Origin of the sequence: Nocardia farcinica (assembly GCF_001182745.1) — a bacterium.
GTDB lineage: Bacteria > Actinomycetota > Actinomycetes > Mycobacteriales > Mycobacteriaceae > Nocardia > Nocardia farcinica.
Genome location: NZ_LN868939.1, coordinates 1,684,837 through 1,699,397, shown reverse-complemented (window position 1 = coordinate 1,699,397; position 14,561 = coordinate 1,684,837). Strand labels below are relative to the sequence as shown.

16 protein-coding genes and 1 tRNA gene are annotated in these 14,561 nt (G+C 67.3%); 5 read left to right on the top strand and 12 right to left on the bottom strand.

Annotation, left to right across the window (positions count from 1 at the left end; translation table 11 throughout):
- Positions 1–100 precede the first annotated feature (100 nt).
- The gene (locus tag AMO33_RS24605) at positions 101–511 is read left to right on the top strand and encodes a hypothetical protein (protein WP_060594437.1); all 411 of its coding nucleotides are present in this window, start codon (positions 101–103) and stop codon (positions 509–511) included.
- Here AMO33_RS24605 and AMO33_RS24600 read toward each other — a convergent pair.
- Entirely contained in the window at positions 479–1,270 is a 792-nt protein-coding gene (locus tag AMO33_RS24600; protein ID WP_060594436.1) for a helix-turn-helix transcriptional regulator, read from the bottom strand. The genes AMO33_RS24605 and AMO33_RS24600 overlap by 33 nt on opposite strands.
- 533 nt (positions 1,271–1,803) lie before the next feature.
- Here AMO33_RS24600 and AMO33_RS24595 point away from each other — a divergent pair.
- Positions 1,804–2,244 carry a nitroreductase/quinone reductase family protein gene (locus AMO33_RS24595; protein ID WP_060594435.1) on the top strand — a complete coding sequence of 147 codons (441 nt, stop codon included), beginning with the start codon at positions 1,804–1,806 and terminating at the stop codon, positions 2,242–2,244.
- 268 nt (positions 2,245–2,512) lie between these two features.
- Here the strand turns inward: AMO33_RS24595 and AMO33_RS31740 are convergent, their stop codons facing one another.
- From AMO33_RS31740 to AMO33_RS24590, 3 genes are read right to left on the bottom strand one after another with little or no spacing between them, the layout of a single operon-like run.
- Positions 2,513–3,388: a hypothetical protein gene (locus tag AMO33_RS31740; protein WP_139337544.1), complete on the bottom strand. Its 876-nt coding sequence runs from the start codon at positions 3,386–3,388 to the stop codon at positions 2,513–2,515.
- A 41-nt stretch (positions 3,389–3,429) separates the two neighbouring features.
- Complete coding sequence (locus AMO33_RS31735; protein WP_139337543.1) at positions 3,430–5,358, bottom strand: hypothetical protein; 1,929 nt, start codon at positions 5,356–5,358, stop codon at positions 3,430–3,432.
- Positions 5,355–5,651, bottom strand: a complete 297-nt coding sequence (locus AMO33_RS24590) for a type VII secretion target (protein ID WP_060594434.1) — start codon at positions 5,649–5,651, stop codon at positions 5,355–5,357. The genes AMO33_RS31735 and AMO33_RS24590 overlap by 4 nt, the downstream gene beginning before the upstream one ends.
- A gap of 270 nt (positions 5,652–5,921) precedes the next feature.
- Here AMO33_RS24590 and AMO33_RS24585 point away from each other — a divergent pair, with 270 nt between their 5' ends.
- Entirely contained in the window at positions 5,922–6,128 is a 207-nt protein-coding gene (locus AMO33_RS24585) for a DUF397 domain-containing protein (RefSeq protein ID WP_060594433.1), read from the top strand.
- A gap of 308 nt (positions 6,129–6,436) precedes the next feature.
- Here AMO33_RS24585 and AMO33_RS24580 read toward each other — a convergent pair.
- The 3 genes from AMO33_RS24580 to AMO33_RS24570 all read right to left on the bottom strand — a co-directional run bounded on the left by AMO33_RS24580 (position 6,437) and on the right by AMO33_RS24570 (position 9,582).
- A tRNA-Leu gene (locus AMO33_RS24580) sits at positions 6,437–6,510 on the bottom strand.
- 101 nt (positions 6,511–6,611) lie between these two features.
- On the bottom strand, positions 6,612–8,099 hold the full coding sequence (locus AMO33_RS24575) for an amino acid permease (RefSeq protein WP_011211385.1): 1,488 nt from the start codon (positions 8,097–8,099) through the stop codon (positions 6,612–6,614).
- Between the two features lie 16 nt (positions 8,100–8,115).
- Positions 8,116–9,582, bottom strand: coding sequence for a peptide MFS transporter (locus AMO33_RS24570; protein WP_082668796.1), 1,467 nt, complete (start codon positions 9,580–9,582; stop codon positions 8,116–8,118).
- A gap of 131 nt (positions 9,583–9,713) precedes the next feature.
- On the opposite strand from AMO33_RS24570, the gene AMO33_RS24565 reads away from it, so the two are divergent.
- Together AMO33_RS24565 and AMO33_RS24560 are read left to right on the top strand one after the other, a co-directional pair.
- The gene (locus tag AMO33_RS24565; RefSeq protein ID WP_060594431.1) at positions 9,714–10,163 is read left to right on the top strand and encodes an SRPBCC family protein; all 450 of its coding nucleotides are present in this window, start codon (positions 9,714–9,716) and stop codon (positions 10,161–10,163) included.
- A gap of 58 nt (positions 10,164–10,221) precedes the next feature.
- Positions 10,222–11,229, top strand: coding sequence for an iron-containing redox enzyme family protein (locus tag AMO33_RS24560; RefSeq protein ID WP_060594430.1), 1,008 nt, complete (start codon positions 10,222–10,224; stop codon positions 11,227–11,229).
- 201 nt (positions 11,230–11,430) lie between these two features.
- Here the strand turns inward: AMO33_RS24560 and AMO33_RS24555 are convergent, their stop codons facing one another.
- Genes AMO33_RS24555 through AMO33_RS24535 form a run of 5 tightly spaced genes read right to left on the bottom strand, consistent with a single transcriptional unit; the run spans position 11,431 to position 14,543 of the window.
- Positions 11,431–11,655, bottom strand: a complete 225-nt coding sequence (locus AMO33_RS24555; RefSeq protein WP_261307346.1) for a CDGSH iron-sulfur domain-containing protein — start codon at positions 11,653–11,655, stop codon at positions 11,431–11,433.
- A gap of 37 nt (positions 11,656–11,692) precedes the next feature.
- A complete protein-coding gene (locus AMO33_RS24550) occupies positions 11,693–12,349 on the bottom strand; it encodes a HemK2/MTQ2 family protein methyltransferase (RefSeq protein ID WP_060594429.1) in 657 nt (218 codons plus the stop codon).
- A gap of 58 nt (positions 12,350–12,407) precedes the next feature.
- Positions 12,408–13,355: a Ppx/GppA phosphatase family protein gene (locus AMO33_RS24545; protein WP_060594428.1), complete on the bottom strand. Its 948-nt coding sequence runs from the start codon at positions 13,353–13,355 to the stop codon at positions 12,408–12,410.
- Positions 13,348–13,875, bottom strand: coding sequence for a DUF501 domain-containing protein (locus tag AMO33_RS24540; protein WP_011211392.1), 528 nt, complete (start codon positions 13,873–13,875; stop codon positions 13,348–13,350). Before AMO33_RS24540 ends, AMO33_RS24545 begins: the two co-directional genes overlap by 8 nt.
- The gene (locus tag AMO33_RS24535) at positions 13,872–14,543 is read right to left on the bottom strand and encodes an FtsB family cell division protein (RefSeq protein ID WP_060594427.1); all 672 of its coding nucleotides are present in this window, start codon (positions 14,541–14,543) and stop codon (positions 13,872–13,874) included. The genes AMO33_RS24540 and AMO33_RS24535 overlap by 4 nt, the downstream gene beginning before the upstream one ends.
- Positions 14,544–14,561: the final 18 nt, after the last annotated feature.

Below are 14,561 nucleotides of genomic sequence, written 5' to 3'. Positions count from 1 at the left end.
CACGTTTCCGGAAGCGGGGCCTGCCGTGCGCCGTGATGCTCACAGCACCGGGAACACCCGCCGCTCCCGGACTCGGCGCAGGCGCACCGTTCGCCCCGCCATGCCGCGATCAACCATCAACCGGAAGGACGCCCCGGACGTGTACCTCCTCACCTCGGCCCTGCTGCTCGTCGTGGGCGCGATCCACCTCGCCCCCGGCATCGTCGCCCTGTCTCCGCGCCGCGCCCGCGACCTCTACGGCACCGCCGCCACCGATCCCGACCTCGCACTGCTGCTCCGGCACCGCGCCGTCCTGCTCGCGCTGGTCGGCGCCGGCCTGATGTACGCGGCGTTCACCCCCGCCGTGCGACCGGCGATGATCCTCGCCGGCTTCCTCAGCATGCTGTCCTTCCTCGCCTTCGCCGCCCGCGACCGCGGAACCCTCGGACCCCGCACCCGCCGCGTCGCCCGCATCGACCTCGCGGCGACGGTGCTGCTGCTACTCGCCGGAGGACTCGTCGCCGCGACCTGACACCGACCAATCCTGTTCCGGCGCACGGTTATAGGCATCGATCACCGACTTCGCGGTGGACGGATTCCGCAACACCAACTCCCACGGCCCGGAATTGATCTCGAAGTCCTTCCCGAATCCGACCCACTTCCCCGCCATCCGCCTGCCGGTCAACTCGATCAACAGCTGGATCGCCCCGTGATACCGAGCCCCGCCGTAGTACCCGTCGGAGGCCGTGCGCTCACTCCACGTGCCCGTCGCGACATGGCCGTCGACGGTCAGGTCCATCTCCATCGCCGAGCGTGCCGATCCCGGGAGGCTGCGAACGGTGAGGCGATCGTCGTGCTGCAGGACGACCACATGGTGTGCCGCCGTGAACGTCGCGTCACGCCCGCTCGAGTAGTATTCGTACCGCGAAAGCCACACGCCCGCATAATTTCCGGGCAGGCGCGATCGGGTGGCGCTCGTCGCGCGTTGCTCGGCCGCGACTTCCCCGATCGCCGAATCCACCTCGTGGCTGCCGTCCTGTGCTCCGGACAGGTCACGCCCCGCCATCACCGCACCGAAACCGAGCGTCTCGATCGGCAATCCCATCACCCGCTCCAGGGCTCGCGCGTGCGCCGGACGCGGATGCACGGTGTGCCCCGCCTCCCACCGCTGCACGAGACGCTTTGTGGCACTGGGACACCCCGCCGCGCGCAAAGCCCGGGCCAGGTCGTCCTGGCTCATGAGACGCGCATTCCTAGCCGCTCGCAGCGCGGTGTTCGGCGTGGCACCCATGCGGGCAACAGTAGCCGTTTCGACGCCGAAATGTCGCCCTCAATGCGTGCGAATCGACGCCGGATTCGTCGTCGTGGCAGTCGTTTCGGTAGCAGAGGCTGAAAGCCGACCCGACCGCCTTCGAGGGGAGACAACTTTGTTCGGCAAGCCGCCCGCCATCGCCTACCTGCGCCGCGACATCTCCGGTGTTCGTCAGCAATGGCATGAGAACGCCCTGCGCGGCACCGCGCTGCGCCTCGGCTACAACCTGCGCAAAACCATCGTGCTCGGCCCTGGCTCAGTAAATCCGACGGCGGACCTCGTCGCCGTCGTGCACCGCCTCCGAGTCGAGGCCGTGTTCGTCCCGGGTCTCGAACACTTCGATGCGGTGGTGCCCCGTGAGCTGGTCGCCATCGCCGACGTCATCACCGTCTGCCCCCGCGGACATTCGCCCGCTGGTCGAGCGGCCGCCTGCCCGACAACCTCTGACCAGGGGGCGTCCTCCCACTCGTGTTCCCCTCGACGGGAGAGGTCCGCTGCGGAAAGATCGGTGCATGCCGAGCGATCGCGCCCTCAAACTGCAGAACACCGTTCACCGCGGACTACTGGCCATTTCCGGCGGCCGGATCGGCCGGAGCATGGCCGGCATGCCGACCCTCGAACTCACGACGATCGGCCGCAAGACCGGCCGCAAACACAGCGTCCTGCTCACCGCCCCCATCGTCGACGGCGACACCGTGGTCGTCGTCGCCTCCCGCGGCGGCGACCCCACCCACCCCGCCTGGTTCCTCAACCTGCGTGACAACCCCTCCGTCGAGGTCTCGGTCCAGCAGGGCCCGACGAAGAAGATGACTGCCCACATCGCGACCCCGGAGGAACGCGCCGAACTCTGGCCGAGAGTCGTCGCCGCCGCGAAGTTCTACGAGGGATATCAGCGCAAGACCGCCCGCGAGATCCCCTTGGTGCTCCTGAAGCCGGACACCACAACGCAATAACCTGGGGACGCATTCTTGCGAACAAACGTGCCCCCAAGCGGACCTCTTTCAAACCGTGAAAGATTGAAAGAACCCGCTTTGGTACGCGTAACCGGAACGCTCTCAAACCTGCCGCGCTCTCTATGTCGCCGAGACAATCGGGGACGCCCAGACCCAGGCCGAACAGCAACCAACGGAGTCCGGGAGCTTCCGGTCTGTCAGGACCAAAATCTGGAGGCCAGGAAAGTTGGCCACACCTCGAATCGAACTGCCGGTACAGCTCATTCGGTCAGTCCAACAGGTCGCCACGTCGTATGCGGTCGACTGTGGCATCGGTGCCGAGTTCGTGCCGGGCTTCAGGATGCTGCCAGTAGAAGCGGGTCAGGTGAAGAAACAAGGCAGGATCCATCCCGAGCACCCAGACCGGAACATCCATCGCTTGTTCAAGAAAGCCTTGCTGCCATCGACCGAGCAGACTGCGGCCGGTAGCGACCTGAAATTTCGCACCGATAGCTGGCGTTATTCGCACTGCGTGAGAGTTATTGATCAGATGCGCTGAAATGCCCCCAATAGACTCCCATGAAATCGCCCTCGAGGTATTGCCCGCGACTTGCGATATACCCACGTCGTCAAGGGTGATCCATCCGCGTCGAGGGCCACGTCCCAAAAAGGTGAGGAGCAGCAAGAAAACGGCGACTACTGCCGCAACCAGCGCGATAGCGAAGCCGCCTAGGTTGATAGATTGACGACCTGCGCTATCAGCGTCATCGTTCATCGAGAAGAGAAACGACAACCCACGAAGGCCGAGAAACGCGACGCAGGCAATCAGCCACAGAAATAGAACAATCTTCCATGAAGAAAGGTAGAGTAGACGTAGCCCTCGGTTACCCTTCACTGTTTCGCCCACCACCATTGCTCGTGGAAGACCTTTGCGGCGAACCCATACGCGTGGCATACCGATTGCCACAAAGGTTAGACACATGAATACCCCGGCAATGCCGTAGAGGATGCGAAAGGTGTCCCCGTTCGCAGCGGCCTCGATTGAAAACGGAATGAAAACGATGGACGCTGCACCGAATAACAGCACACCCAATAGTGCTATTGCTTGAGGTTTCTTGGTCTTCCATTCCGCAGGCCAAGGAAGTAGCGGAGCCTCGAACTTCATTTTACTTTCAGGCAATCCTGAGCCTCCGGTCTTTAAGGTTCTCACTTGAAAGGTTGTTCCGCAAAATAAGCTCCTGCCGCTCCTGCGCCGAGCCCACCCGCCGCAGCGCCGACGCCTGCGCAGAAGGCTGACCCGAACGGTGGCAGCACTGGCGCACATGCCCAAGCACCGAACTGAGCACCGACCGCTGCACCAGCCCAACCTCCGGCGATTCCTCCGACCGCGTTGGCAATTGCCTCATCTCCCGGTTTGCCGTGGTGGGCCCAGTCGTCCCAATTCACGTAAGCATTGACACCAACCAGCGCCGGCCAGCCGGCAAGTTTCGCGTCGGATTTCATAATGTTGGCCATGTTGTATTTCGAGGAGGCGTCAGTGGCCGAGTCCATTGCTCCAACGAAGGCCTTCCCTGCGCCGGGCGTCCCGGCGTCCAGCATCTGGGATACTCGGATTTGATTGACTGCGGATTCGCCTGCCGCTCTCGCTGCGGAATTCGCCATTGATTCGCCACCCTGCGTTGCCCACACATTGGTAGCAGTGGCTCCAGTGCCGATCCCAGTGGCTAGAGGATGCGACTGGAATGTTCCCTGGGTAGAATCAACGAGACCATTCCACTGGGTTCCCGACCAAGATTTGACGTTGTCCCAGATAGATTGCTTCGGCGCCTCGGGTGCTGCGGAATTCGGGTCATATTGCAACACTGATCCGTCTTGAAACTTCGTTACTATCCGACCATCGGTCAGTTGCACAGTCTCAGCTGTTCGCCCATCTGGATACGTTGTGGTGATCGTGCCGTTCTGGTTCAGGGCCGACTGCATTCCTGCTGAGTTCGATGTTCCCACGAGGTGGGGCTGACCATCTGATCCCTGAACATACTGCTCGAACGCCCGGAATCCGTCTTGTCGTTGCCACTGACGCTCTACCGCACCGTTCTCCCCGTACATATCGGTCGTTACGCCACCGTTCTGGGGGTAAGAGTCCGATATCTTTGCGCCCCGTGACCCGTCGTCGTTGACGGCATATGTAGTCGATTTGCCGCCGCCGTTCTGTACCGTCTGAAGCCGCCGCTGTTTGCCGTCGGGACCCGTGACTGTGGTATCGATAATTCCCGAGCCGTCGGCGCGTGGCGTGGAAACGGTCGTGGTCGACGGTCCCCCGTTGGTGCTTGCTGTGGTGGTCGTCGAGCCATCCGGCCCTGTTACCGACTGGGCAATTGTCAGGGTGCCGTCCGGATTTGGTGTGATAGTGGTGGTCTTGCCGTCCTTGTCGGTCAAGGTGACGGGGATGCCGTTCTCAAGTTTCACCATGGAAGCGACTGGATCGACGCCGTCGGGTAGCAGTCCCGGCGGCAGTGTCATGCCAGTTGTCTGCCCGGGTACCAGTCCTAGATCACGTACGGCCTTCGTTGGTGCTTGCTGGCTCACCAGCGTGGCCAGCTCGGCCTTGGCGGCCGCGATCTTGGATTGGACACCCTTCGCGACGCGTTGCGCGTGCTGCAATGCACCCAGCATTTCCACCGTGTAGCGTCCCGCTTCGGCCATCACCGCCAGACCGGCAGCCATGACGTCGGCGCGGTCGCCGCCCGCCGCGCTGATCTGCTTGACCTTCTCAGTTGCCGAGACGATGCCGCGGTCGTCGACCTCGAAACCCCAGTCCACGAAGTTCTTCCGCTTCGCTAGCACGAAGTCTCTCGCGTCCCTGAGTTCGGTCTGACCGGAGGTCAGCAGTGCCTTGATGGTGTCGATCTTGCCGGAGATGTGGCTGCCAGTCGTCTGCTCGTTGACCACGCGGGTAGCGGCGGCGGAGGCACCGGCACCGTTCCATGTTTCGGCCAGATCGTCATGCTCGGTCAGCATCGACTGCAACAGGCCGTCGAGCTTCGTGACCAGCCTGCCCAACGCTGACGCGTCCAGACCCAGATCTTCGGGCTTCCATCCGTTGACCTCGGAGATGCGGAGTGCGCGCTCGGTCACTGCAAGCCGCCCATGGCTTGCAGCTGGGTCGCGAAGTCGACATCGGTGATGTCATACTTATCGCCAGCGCCTCGGGCTATCGCCGACATCTCTTTCTGGCGGGACGCGAGGCTGGTCAGTGCACTCTTGATGACGTCCCGGGTGTCGGTGAGGGTCGCACTCAACTCGGTGCCGGGGAACGAGGCGCTGTACCCGAGGGTGACGTCTTCGGCCATCTGCTCGATGTCGCCGGACAACCCATCCAGCCATTTAGCCCACGTCCGTAGCGCATCCGGATCGACTTTGAATGTCATAGGTCCCCCCTGTTGCCTCTTCCGGCAGCGAGATCGGCGCTGCCGATCTCCCTCGAAACTGGCACAGATCGTACAAGAAGGGGTAACTCCAGTCGTGTGACTGCGGCTGGGAGTATGCTGGCGGCCCGAGTGCCAGTTTGAGGTGCACCCCTGCCGGACTCTGGATGCGCTCGCGACTCGCAGGCGAAGAGTGCTAGTTAGTTCAGCAAGGAAACTCGCGGTCAACTTAGAGCCCCTAACGGTTTCGGTTGTTGCAAGGGACTTCGGGCAGTGACGGTAGACCTGTCCAATGCCAAGTGGTTCAAGTCGAGCTACAGCGGCGGCGGCAACGACTGTGTAGAGGTCGCGCACCTGGACGGGGGAATGGTCGGCGTGCGGGACTCCAAGAACACTGCCGGACCGGCCTTGGTCTTCACTCCGAGCGAGTGGGAGGCGTTCCTCCGAGGTGCGAGGGGCGGGGAGTTCGACCGGTCTTAAGCCCAGCAAGATTTCGTTCCGCTGGGGGAAGATGTTGGATACGCTCGCCATCCCCCGCGCGAGGTTGCACGACAGTCGTCATACGTGCGCGACGGTCACGCACCTTCGGGCGTCCCTATTGCGGTCATTGCCGCATGGCTGGGGCACGCCTCGGCGGCGTCGACACAGAACACGTATGCACACAGCCAGGACGAAGCCCTGGTCACAGCGGCGCAGACTTTCAGCCGAGTTGTGACAACTCGTGACAACGTGGCTGTCACGGCCGTTGCGGCAGTGGCCTGAAAACCCCTGTGAGCTGGACTCTTCTGTGCCCCCACTGGGACTCGAACCCAGACTGAACGGATTTTAAGTCCGCTGCCTCTGCCAATTGGGCTATAGGGGCGTTCGGGTCAGACTACCGAGTCGTACGGCTGTACCGGAATCCGGCGGGCGCGGGGCGGGTGGTGCGGGAACGGTCCGCACCACCCGCGCGGGGCGGCGCGTTCACTCCTTGCGGAGGCTGACTTCCTCCTTGCCGAGCAACGAGTTCCGGCGGCTGTAGGCGAAGTAGATGATCAGGCCCAGCGCCATCCAGATGATGAAGCGGATCCAGGTTTCGACGGTGAGGTTGACCATCAGCCACAGGCAGGCGAGGACGGCCAGGATGGGGACGAGCGGGACCAGCGGGACGCGGAAGCCACGGGGCAGGTCGGGGCGGGTGCGGCGCAGGATGATGACGCCGATGGCGACGAGGACGAACGCGAACAGGGTGCCGATGTTCACCATTTCCTCGAGCGCGCCCATGTCGACGAATCCGGCGAGCACGGCGCAGGCGACGCCGACGATGATGGTGAGCCGCACCGGGGTGCCGTGGCGGCCGGTGTGGGCGAGCGGGCGCGGGAGCAGGCCGTCGCGGGACATGGCGAACAGCACGCGGGTCTGGCCGAGGTAGAGCACCATGACCACGGTGGTGAGGCCGGCCAGGGCGCCGACGGCGATGATCTTCTCCGCCCAGGTGACGCCGTGCAGGCCGAAGGCGGTGGCCAGGGTGGCGTTCTCGCCGGAGAGTTCGGTGTAGGAGACCATGCCGGTGAGCACCAGGGAGACGGCGACGTAGAGCACGGTCACCACGGCCAGCGAGCCGAGGATGCCGCGGGGCACGTTGCGCTGCGGGTTCTTGGTCTCCTCGGCGGTGGTGGCGACCACGTCGAAGCCGATGAACGCGAAGAACACCAGGCTGGCGGCGGCGAGCAGGCCGTACCAGCCGAAGGTGCTGTTGCCGGCACCGGTCAGGTAGGAGAACAGCGACTGGTGGATGCCCTCGCCGCCCTGACCTGCCTCCGACGGCGGGATGTAGGGCGAGAGGTTGTCGGTGTCGAAGTAGGCGAGGCCGACGGCGATCACCAGCGCGATCACCGCGAGCTTGATCGCGACCGCGATGGCCGAGACGCGTGAGGAGAGCTTGGTGCCCATCGCCAGCAGCACACACAGCACGGCGATGAGAAGCACCGCGCCCCAGTCGAAGTCGAGCCCGCCGAGGTCGACGATCGGGGTGATGTTCAGTACCTCGCCGAGGTACTGCGACCAGCCCTTGGACACCACCGATACCGCGAGGGCGAATTCCAGGAACAGGTCCCAGCCGATGATCCAGGCGGCCAGCTCGCCGAAGGTGGCGTAGGAGAAGGTGTAGGCGCTGCCCGCGACCGGCACGGTGGAGGCGAACTCGGCGTAGCAGAGCGCGGTGAGACCGCAGGCGATGGCGGCGAAGACGAAGGCCAGCGAGACCGAGGGGCCCGCGACGTTGCCCGCGGTGCGCGCGGTGAGGGTGAAGATGCCGGCGCCGACGACGACCGCGACACCGAAGATCGTCAGATCCCAGGCGGTCAGGTCCTTGCGCAGCTTGGAATCGGGTTCGTCGGTGTCGCGGATCGATTGCTCGACCGACTTGGTGCGTAGCAGGCTGCTACGGCGGCGCGGACTCGAGATCGCCATCTGGTCACTCCTTCTGCTAATGGACGCCGGCCATGTAACGGCTGATCCACGGACCGAGGGCCGCAACGATCAGGCCGATCACAATAGCGACGGCACCGGTGACGCCGAAATAGACCGCCTCGTGCTGCGGATCGTAGAAACGAGCGAGGACACCGGACATAGACGTACCAATACCCACGGAGAAGAAATACAACGCCATCATCTGGGCGCGGAACGCCTCGGGCGCCAGCTGGGTGGTGACGGCCAGTCCGATCGGGGACAGCAGCAGCTCGGAGATCGCGAAACCGGCCAGTACCAGCAGCACGAGCACGGCCGGAACTCCGCCGTCGGAGAACCCGGCCAGCGGCATGAACAGCAGGAACGAGGCGCCCATGCCGATCACCCCGAGCGCGAACTTGCGCGGGGTGGAGGGCGCTCGATTGCCCAGCCGCGTCCACAGCAGCGCGAACAACGGCGAGAGCACGATGATCCACACCGGTTCCACCGAGCCGATCCAGTTGCTGGGCGCGGTCCAGCCGAAGATGCTCCAGTTCATCCGCTCGTCGGAGTAGACGGCCAGCACCGTGAAGATCTGCTGGAACAGGCTCCAGAACACCGCGTTGGCGAGGAACAGCGGCAGGAACGCGCGCACCCGGCTGCGCTCGATCGGGGTGACCTTCGCGCTGGTGAGCATGACCAGGAAGTAGGCGGCCGAGGCGACCACGATGACGCCGGTGGTCACCTCCGGCAGGTTGTCGAGGGTGACCCAGCCGACCGCCCAGGTGAGCGCGACCACCGCGGCCGCGGTCGCCACCGCCGCCAGGATCGGGGCGTAGGCGCGGCGCGGCAGCGGGTTGGGCACGGTCTTGCCCGCGGTGCCGAGGTTGCGCCGGAAGATCACGTACTGGGCCAGGCCGAGGGTCATGCCGACGGCGGCCGCGCCGAAACCGAAATGGAAGCCCCAGTGGGTCTGCAACACGCCGGTGAGCAGCGGGCCGGTGAAGGCGCCGAGGTTGATACCGAGGTAGAAGAGGGTGAAGCCGCCGTCGATGCGGGCGTCGTCGGCGGGATAGAGGGTGCCGAGCAGGGATGAGGCGTTGGCCTTGAGGGCGCCGCTGCCCAGTGCGACCAGCGTCAAGCCGACGCCGACGCCGGTCAGTCCGGGCAGCACGGCCAGCGCGAGATGCCCGGCGACCACCACGACGCCGCCGTAGAACACGGTGCGCTCCATGCCGAGCAGCCGGTCGGCGACCCAGCCGCCGAGCACGGTGGACAGGTAGACCAGACCGCCGTAGGCGCCGACGATGCCGACGCCGGTCTCCTGCGCGAGCCCGAGCCCGCCCTCGGTCACCGAGTAGTAGAGGTAGTACCCGAGGATCGTGAGCATGCCGTAGAAGGAGAACCGTTCCCACAGCTCCACACCGAACAGGTTGGTCAGCCCGATCGGATGGCCGAACAGCGTCCGGCCCGGGATCGGTGGATCGGATTCCACGACGTGCGACATGAGCAGACCTTGACACATTCCGCTACCGCGTGGCGAACAACTCGCCGGATTCGTCGGCCGCCCACCGGCGCGGGTTTCGGTCCGCGCAGGCGGGGAAAGTCGGGGGCGAGAACGGGACGAAGGGACAGGCCATGAGCGACGCGGAGATCATCGTGCCCGCCGACATCGAGCGCGCCTTCGCGGTGCTCAGCGACGGCTGGCTGTATGCCGGGTGGGTGGTCGGCGCCTCCCACATCCGGGACGTGGATCCGGACTGGCCCGCGGTGGGCTCCCGCATCCACCACAGTGTCGGACCGTGGCCGTTCACCGCCAAGGACGTCACCATGGTGCGGGCCGCCGAGCCGCCGCGGCGCCTCGAACTCGAGGCCCGGCTGTGGCCGGTCGGCTCGGCGCACATCATCCTGGAGCTGACCGCGACCGGGCCCGAGACCACCCGCATCGTCATGCGCGAACACGCCATGCGCGGGCCGGGCACGCTGCTGCCGAACTCGCTGCAGCACGCCGCCATCAAACCGCGCAACCAGGAGTCGCTGGCGCGGCTGTGCCATCTGATCGTCGGACGGGCACGCACCCGCGATTGACCGGGGTGAACGCCGACACAACCGGGTAGACCCGCGCCGGCCGGGGTATTCGCCGGTCATGATCGAGATCGGGAAGACGGGGCTGTCCAGGTTGCCGGAACCGCGCGGGGAGCTGTCGGCCGCCGTCGTCGACGCGTTGCGCGGCGAACCGGGCTCGGCCCTACCGCGGGTGGGCGACTCCGTCGATCCCTACGGCGAGGACCTGCACCTGGCCCTGCACACCTGCTACGAGCTGCACTATTACGGCTTCGACGGCGTGCATCCCGGCTGGGAATGGGACCCGGGTCTGCTCGGCTTCCGCGCCGGATTGGAACGGCCCTACCTGGCGGCGCTGCGGGCGGACGTGCCCGGCGGCGCGGACCTCGACGGCGAACTCGAGCAGCTGCTGGTCGAGCCGATCGACGGGGCCGGGGTGAGCCGCTATCTGCGCGACGAGGGCCGGTGGTGGCAGGTGCAGGAGTACTTCGTGCACCGCTCGATCTATCACCACAAGGAAGCCGATCCCTATGTGTGGGCGATCCCGCGGCTGCGGGGGCAGGCCAAGGCCTCGCTGGTCGCGGTGGAGTTCGACGAGTACGGCGGCGGCCACGGCGACCGCGTGCACGCCCGGCTCTACGCCGACCTGATGGCGGGCGCCGGACTCGACGACGGCTACCTGCACTACCTGGAGCACGTGCCGGCGCCGATGCTGGCGATCGTGAACATGATGTCGCTGTTCGGACTGCACCGGCAGCTGCGCGGCGCGCTGGTGGGCCATTTCGCCGACGTGGAGATCACTTCCCCGCCCGGATCGCGGCGGATGGTGGAGGCCTTGGACGCCTTCGACGCCGACCCGGCCTGCGTGCGGTTCTACGCCGAGCACGTCGAAGCCGACGCCGTGCACGAACAGGTGATGCGCCGCGACGTGATCGGCTCGCTGGTCCGCGAGGAACCCGCGCTCACCGAATCGGTGGTCTTCGGCATCCAGGTGACGAACCTGCTCGAAGATCGCTTCGCCACCCAGGTACTCGACAACTGGACGGCAGGCCGCAGTTCGCTCCGCAAGGAACTGCCGGTCCCCGCCTGAGCGGTCAGCGGCCGGAGGCGGTAGCGCGCGTCACCACGCAGGCCGCCCCGCTCAGGCGAAATCCAACACAGCCTGAGCGGTCAGCGGCCGGAGGCGGTAGCGCAGCGTCACCACGCAGGCCGCCCCGCTCAGGCAAATCCAACACAGCCTGAGCGGGTCAGCGGCCGGAGGCGGCAGCGCAGCGTCACCACGCAGGCCGGTTCACTCCGGCGCCGGCCGTACCCGTTTGCGGTGGCTGGTGTCGCACAGCGGATAGGTCTTGCTGCGACGGCACATGCACAGGGCGACCAGGAAGCGGTCGCAGGTGATCACCTCGCCCGCGGGCGAGACCAGTTCGACCGGTCCTTCCACCAGCGCGGGGCCGTCGTCGGTGTAGGTGATGCGCCGCCGCTCCGGTTCCGCGCGGACCACCCGGCGATCCGTCACCGATCCGGTCCCGGCACGGTCGTTTTCGGTGTGTGCGTCAGCGTTCGATGCGGTCGGCACGGATGACCACCAGTTCCTCGTGACGTTGGCCGGGCGCGATCAGCCCGACCGATTCGAGCCAGGCGGCGCGCTCGCGCAGCACCGGCCCGAACGGGATGATGTGGCGGGCGACGGTGGAGGCCTTCAAGCCGTTGTCACGCAGCCGCCGCAGCGACGTCTCCTCGCCGCACAGCTCGGAGTGCACGATCAACGCGACGCCACGCGGGGCGAGTAGCCGCGGCAGGTGGTCACAGAGCCGGTCCAGCACCGCGCGGCCGTCGTGGCCGGCGTCCCAGGCGCGGTCGGCGCCGCGGGCGGGGTGCGGGTCCGCGCACGGCACGTACGGCGGGTTGGCCAGCACCACATCGAAGGTCCGCTCCCCCAGCACGGCCGCGAAATCACCGCGCAGCAGTTCGATGGGGAGCCCGCGCAGGCGGCTGTTCAACCAGGCGGTGGCGACGGCGCGGCGGGACAGGTCGACCGCGGTGACGGACTCGGCGCCCGCCTCGGCGGCGGCGATGGCCAGCGCCCCGGTCCCGGTGCACGAATCGAGGACGCGCGGCCGCTGCGGCAGGGTGGCCGCGGTGGCCGCCTCGGCCAGCAGCCGGGTGTCGGTTTGCGGACGGTAGACGCCCGGGGCTCGGAGGAGTCGCACGAGGCGGGAATACCTCGATCATCTCGACCGAAACGAACGCCGGCGTTCCGGCGGCGGATCAGGCGATGGACAGGGCGATACCGTCGAGGATGTCGTGCTCGCTGACGACCAGTTCGGTGATGCCGGCCCGGCGGGACAGCTCCTCGGCGAGCAGCTCGGTGATCACCGCGCCGCCGCCGATGACGTCCACCCGGCCCGGATGCATGGGCCCCAGCGCGGCGCGTTCGTCGTGGGTCATCGCGATGAGCCGGTCGCAGGCGGCGCGCACCCGGTCCAGCGGCAGCGCGGTGAGGTGGATGCGGGCGGGGTCGTACTCGGGCAGGTCGAGCGCGACCGCGGCCAGCGTGGTCATGGTGCCCGCGACCCCGACCCAGGTGTGCGCGCGGCTGACCGGGACGCGGACGAACGCCTCGGCGAGTCGCTCGGCGGCGAACTGCCTGGCTTCGGCGATCTGCTCTCGGGTGGGCGGGTCGTCGTGCAGGCAACGTTCGGTGATCCGCACGCAGCCGATGTCGGCGGAGAACGCGGCCTCGACGCCGTTCGCGTCACCGAAGACCAGCTCGGTCGAACCGCCGCCGAGATCGACCACGACGAACGGCCCGGCGCTGCCGCTCAGCTCGCCCACCGCGCCGGTGAACGACAGGCGGGCTTCCTCGTCACCGCTGATGACCTCGGCTTCGGCGCCGGGGACCGCCCGGCCCAGTTCGGCGCGCGCCATCGCGAAGAAGTCGGCGCGGTTGGCGGCGTCGCGGGTCGCGGAGGTGGCGACCATGCGGACCCGCGCGACACCCGTCTCGCGCATGATGTCGACGTAGTCGGCCAGCGCCGCCCTGGTGCGTTCGATGGCGTCGGGGTGCAGCGCGCCGGTGGCGTCGACGCCCTGGCCCAGGCGCACGATCCGCATCTCGCGGTGTACGTCGGCCAGCCGTCCGTCGGGTCGCACGTCGGCGATCAGCAACCGGATGGAGTTGGTGCCGCAGTCGACCGCGGCGACCCGATCACTCATGTGCTGCTCCGCCTTTCGGCTCGTAGGTCGGCCAGTCGGCCGGAACGACGGTGCCGCGCAACCCGTGCTCGGCGGCCAGCGCGACGGCCTCGTCACCGAGCGGGTTCACCCCGGGCCCCTTGGCCAGCGAATGCGCGATGAGCACGTGCAGGCATTTCACCCGCTCGGGCATCCCGCCGCCGGTGAAATCGGTGCCGAGCGGTTCGATCGCGTCGCGCTCGGCCAGGTAGCTCTCGTGTGCGGCCCGGTAGGCGGCGGCCAGCTCCGGATCCCGGGCCAGCCGTTCGGTCATCTCCCGCATCACCCCGGCCGACTCCTGCCTGCTCGCCTCGGCGGTCAGGCGCGGGTCGGTGAGGTAGTACAGCGTCGGGAACGGGGTGCCGTCGGGCAGTCGCGGCGCGGTCTTCACCACCGCGGGCACGCCGTCGGGCGTGCGGTAGGCGATGGCGAGCACGCCGCGCGGGGTGCGGCCGAGTTGTTCGGCGACGATCTCGAGATCACGGTCGGTCGGTGCGCTCACCGTGGTCCTTCCGGTGCGGGCTGGGGCGGTGCGGTGGGCGTGGGGACGGCGGACGGCGGGGTGGCCGGTTCGGCGGGCGGCGGCTGGGCGATGGTGCGCCACAGGTCGGTGTACCAGGGATCCGGGGTCCTGGACTGGGTCGGGCCGGACGGGCGTGGTGGTGCCTCGATGCCGGGCACCTGCACGATGTAGGGCGTCTCGCCGGGCATCACCAACCGCAGCCGGTCCTTGGCCTCGGACCGGATGAACGCCGGGTCCTCCTGCTGGGCACGGCGATCGCGCAGCCGGGCCAGATCGGCCTCGAGCTCGCGACGCTCCTGAGCCAGCTGCGCCGCCTCGGCACGCTGACTGAAGTAGGTGCGCATCGGCACCGACAGGGTGAGCGCGAGCGCGCAGATCACCACCGCGAGGATGACGGCCTTGCCGGTGGACAGGCCGAGCACGGTGCGCTCGGTCTTGTCCTTGGCCTCGCCGCGGCGGACCGCGATCTTGCGGGGTTCGGCGCGCTTCTTGTCCCCGGACTCGACCCGCCTGCGCGGGCGGGCCGCGGCGGGCCGGGCGGCCGCTTCCGCGTCGGCGCCCGCCCGCGGTCGCGACCGGGCCGCGCGCGACGTGCGGCGGTCACCGCGTCCTGCCGGACTGGTACCGCGCGCGCGTCGCTCCGTCATGGATCTCCTCGCCTCACC

What these genes read in the sequence shown, in the direction of transcription:
- AMO33_RS24605 (WP_060594437.1), top strand. Translation starts at nt 101, where the DNA reads ATGCCGCGATCAACCATCAACCGGAAGGACGCCCCGGACGTGTACCTC.
- AMO33_RS24600 (WP_060594436.1), bottom strand. Translation starts at nt 1,270, where the DNA reads ATGGGTGCCACGCCGAACACCGCGCTGCGAGCGGCTAGGAATGCGCGT.
- AMO33_RS24595 (WP_060594435.1), top strand. Translation starts at nt 1,804, where the DNA reads ATGCCGAGCGATCGCGCCCTCAAACTGCAGAACACCGTTCACCGCGGA.
- AMO33_RS31740 (WP_139337544.1), bottom strand. Translation starts at nt 3,388, where the DNA reads ATGAAGTTCGAGGCTCCGCTACTTCCTTGGCCTGCGGAATGGAAGACC.
- AMO33_RS24590 (WP_060594434.1), bottom strand. Translation starts at nt 5,651, where the DNA reads ATGACATTCAAAGTCGATCCGGATGCGCTACGGACGTGGGCTAAATGG.
- AMO33_RS24575 (WP_011211385.1), bottom strand. Translation starts at nt 8,099, where the DNA reads ATGGCGATCTCGAGTCCGCGCCGCCGTAGCAGCCTGCTACGCACCAAG.
- AMO33_RS24570 (WP_082668796.1), bottom strand. Translation starts at nt 9,582, where the DNA reads ATGTCGCACGTCGTGGAATCCGATCCACCGATCCCGGGCCGGACGCTG.
- AMO33_RS24565 (WP_060594431.1), top strand. Translation starts at nt 9,714, where the DNA reads ATGAGCGACGCGGAGATCATCGTGCCCGCCGACATCGAGCGCGCCTTC.
- AMO33_RS24560 (WP_060594430.1), top strand. Translation starts at nt 10,222, where the DNA reads ATGATCGAGATCGGGAAGACGGGGCTGTCCAGGTTGCCGGAACCGCGC.
- AMO33_RS24545 (WP_060594428.1), bottom strand. Translation starts at nt 13,355, where the DNA reads ATGAGTGATCGGGTCGCCGCGGTCGACTGCGGCACCAACTCCATCCGG.
- AMO33_RS24535 (WP_060594427.1), bottom strand. Translation starts at nt 14,543, where the DNA reads ATGACGGAGCGACGCGCGCGCGGTACCAGTCCGGCAGGACGCGGTGAC.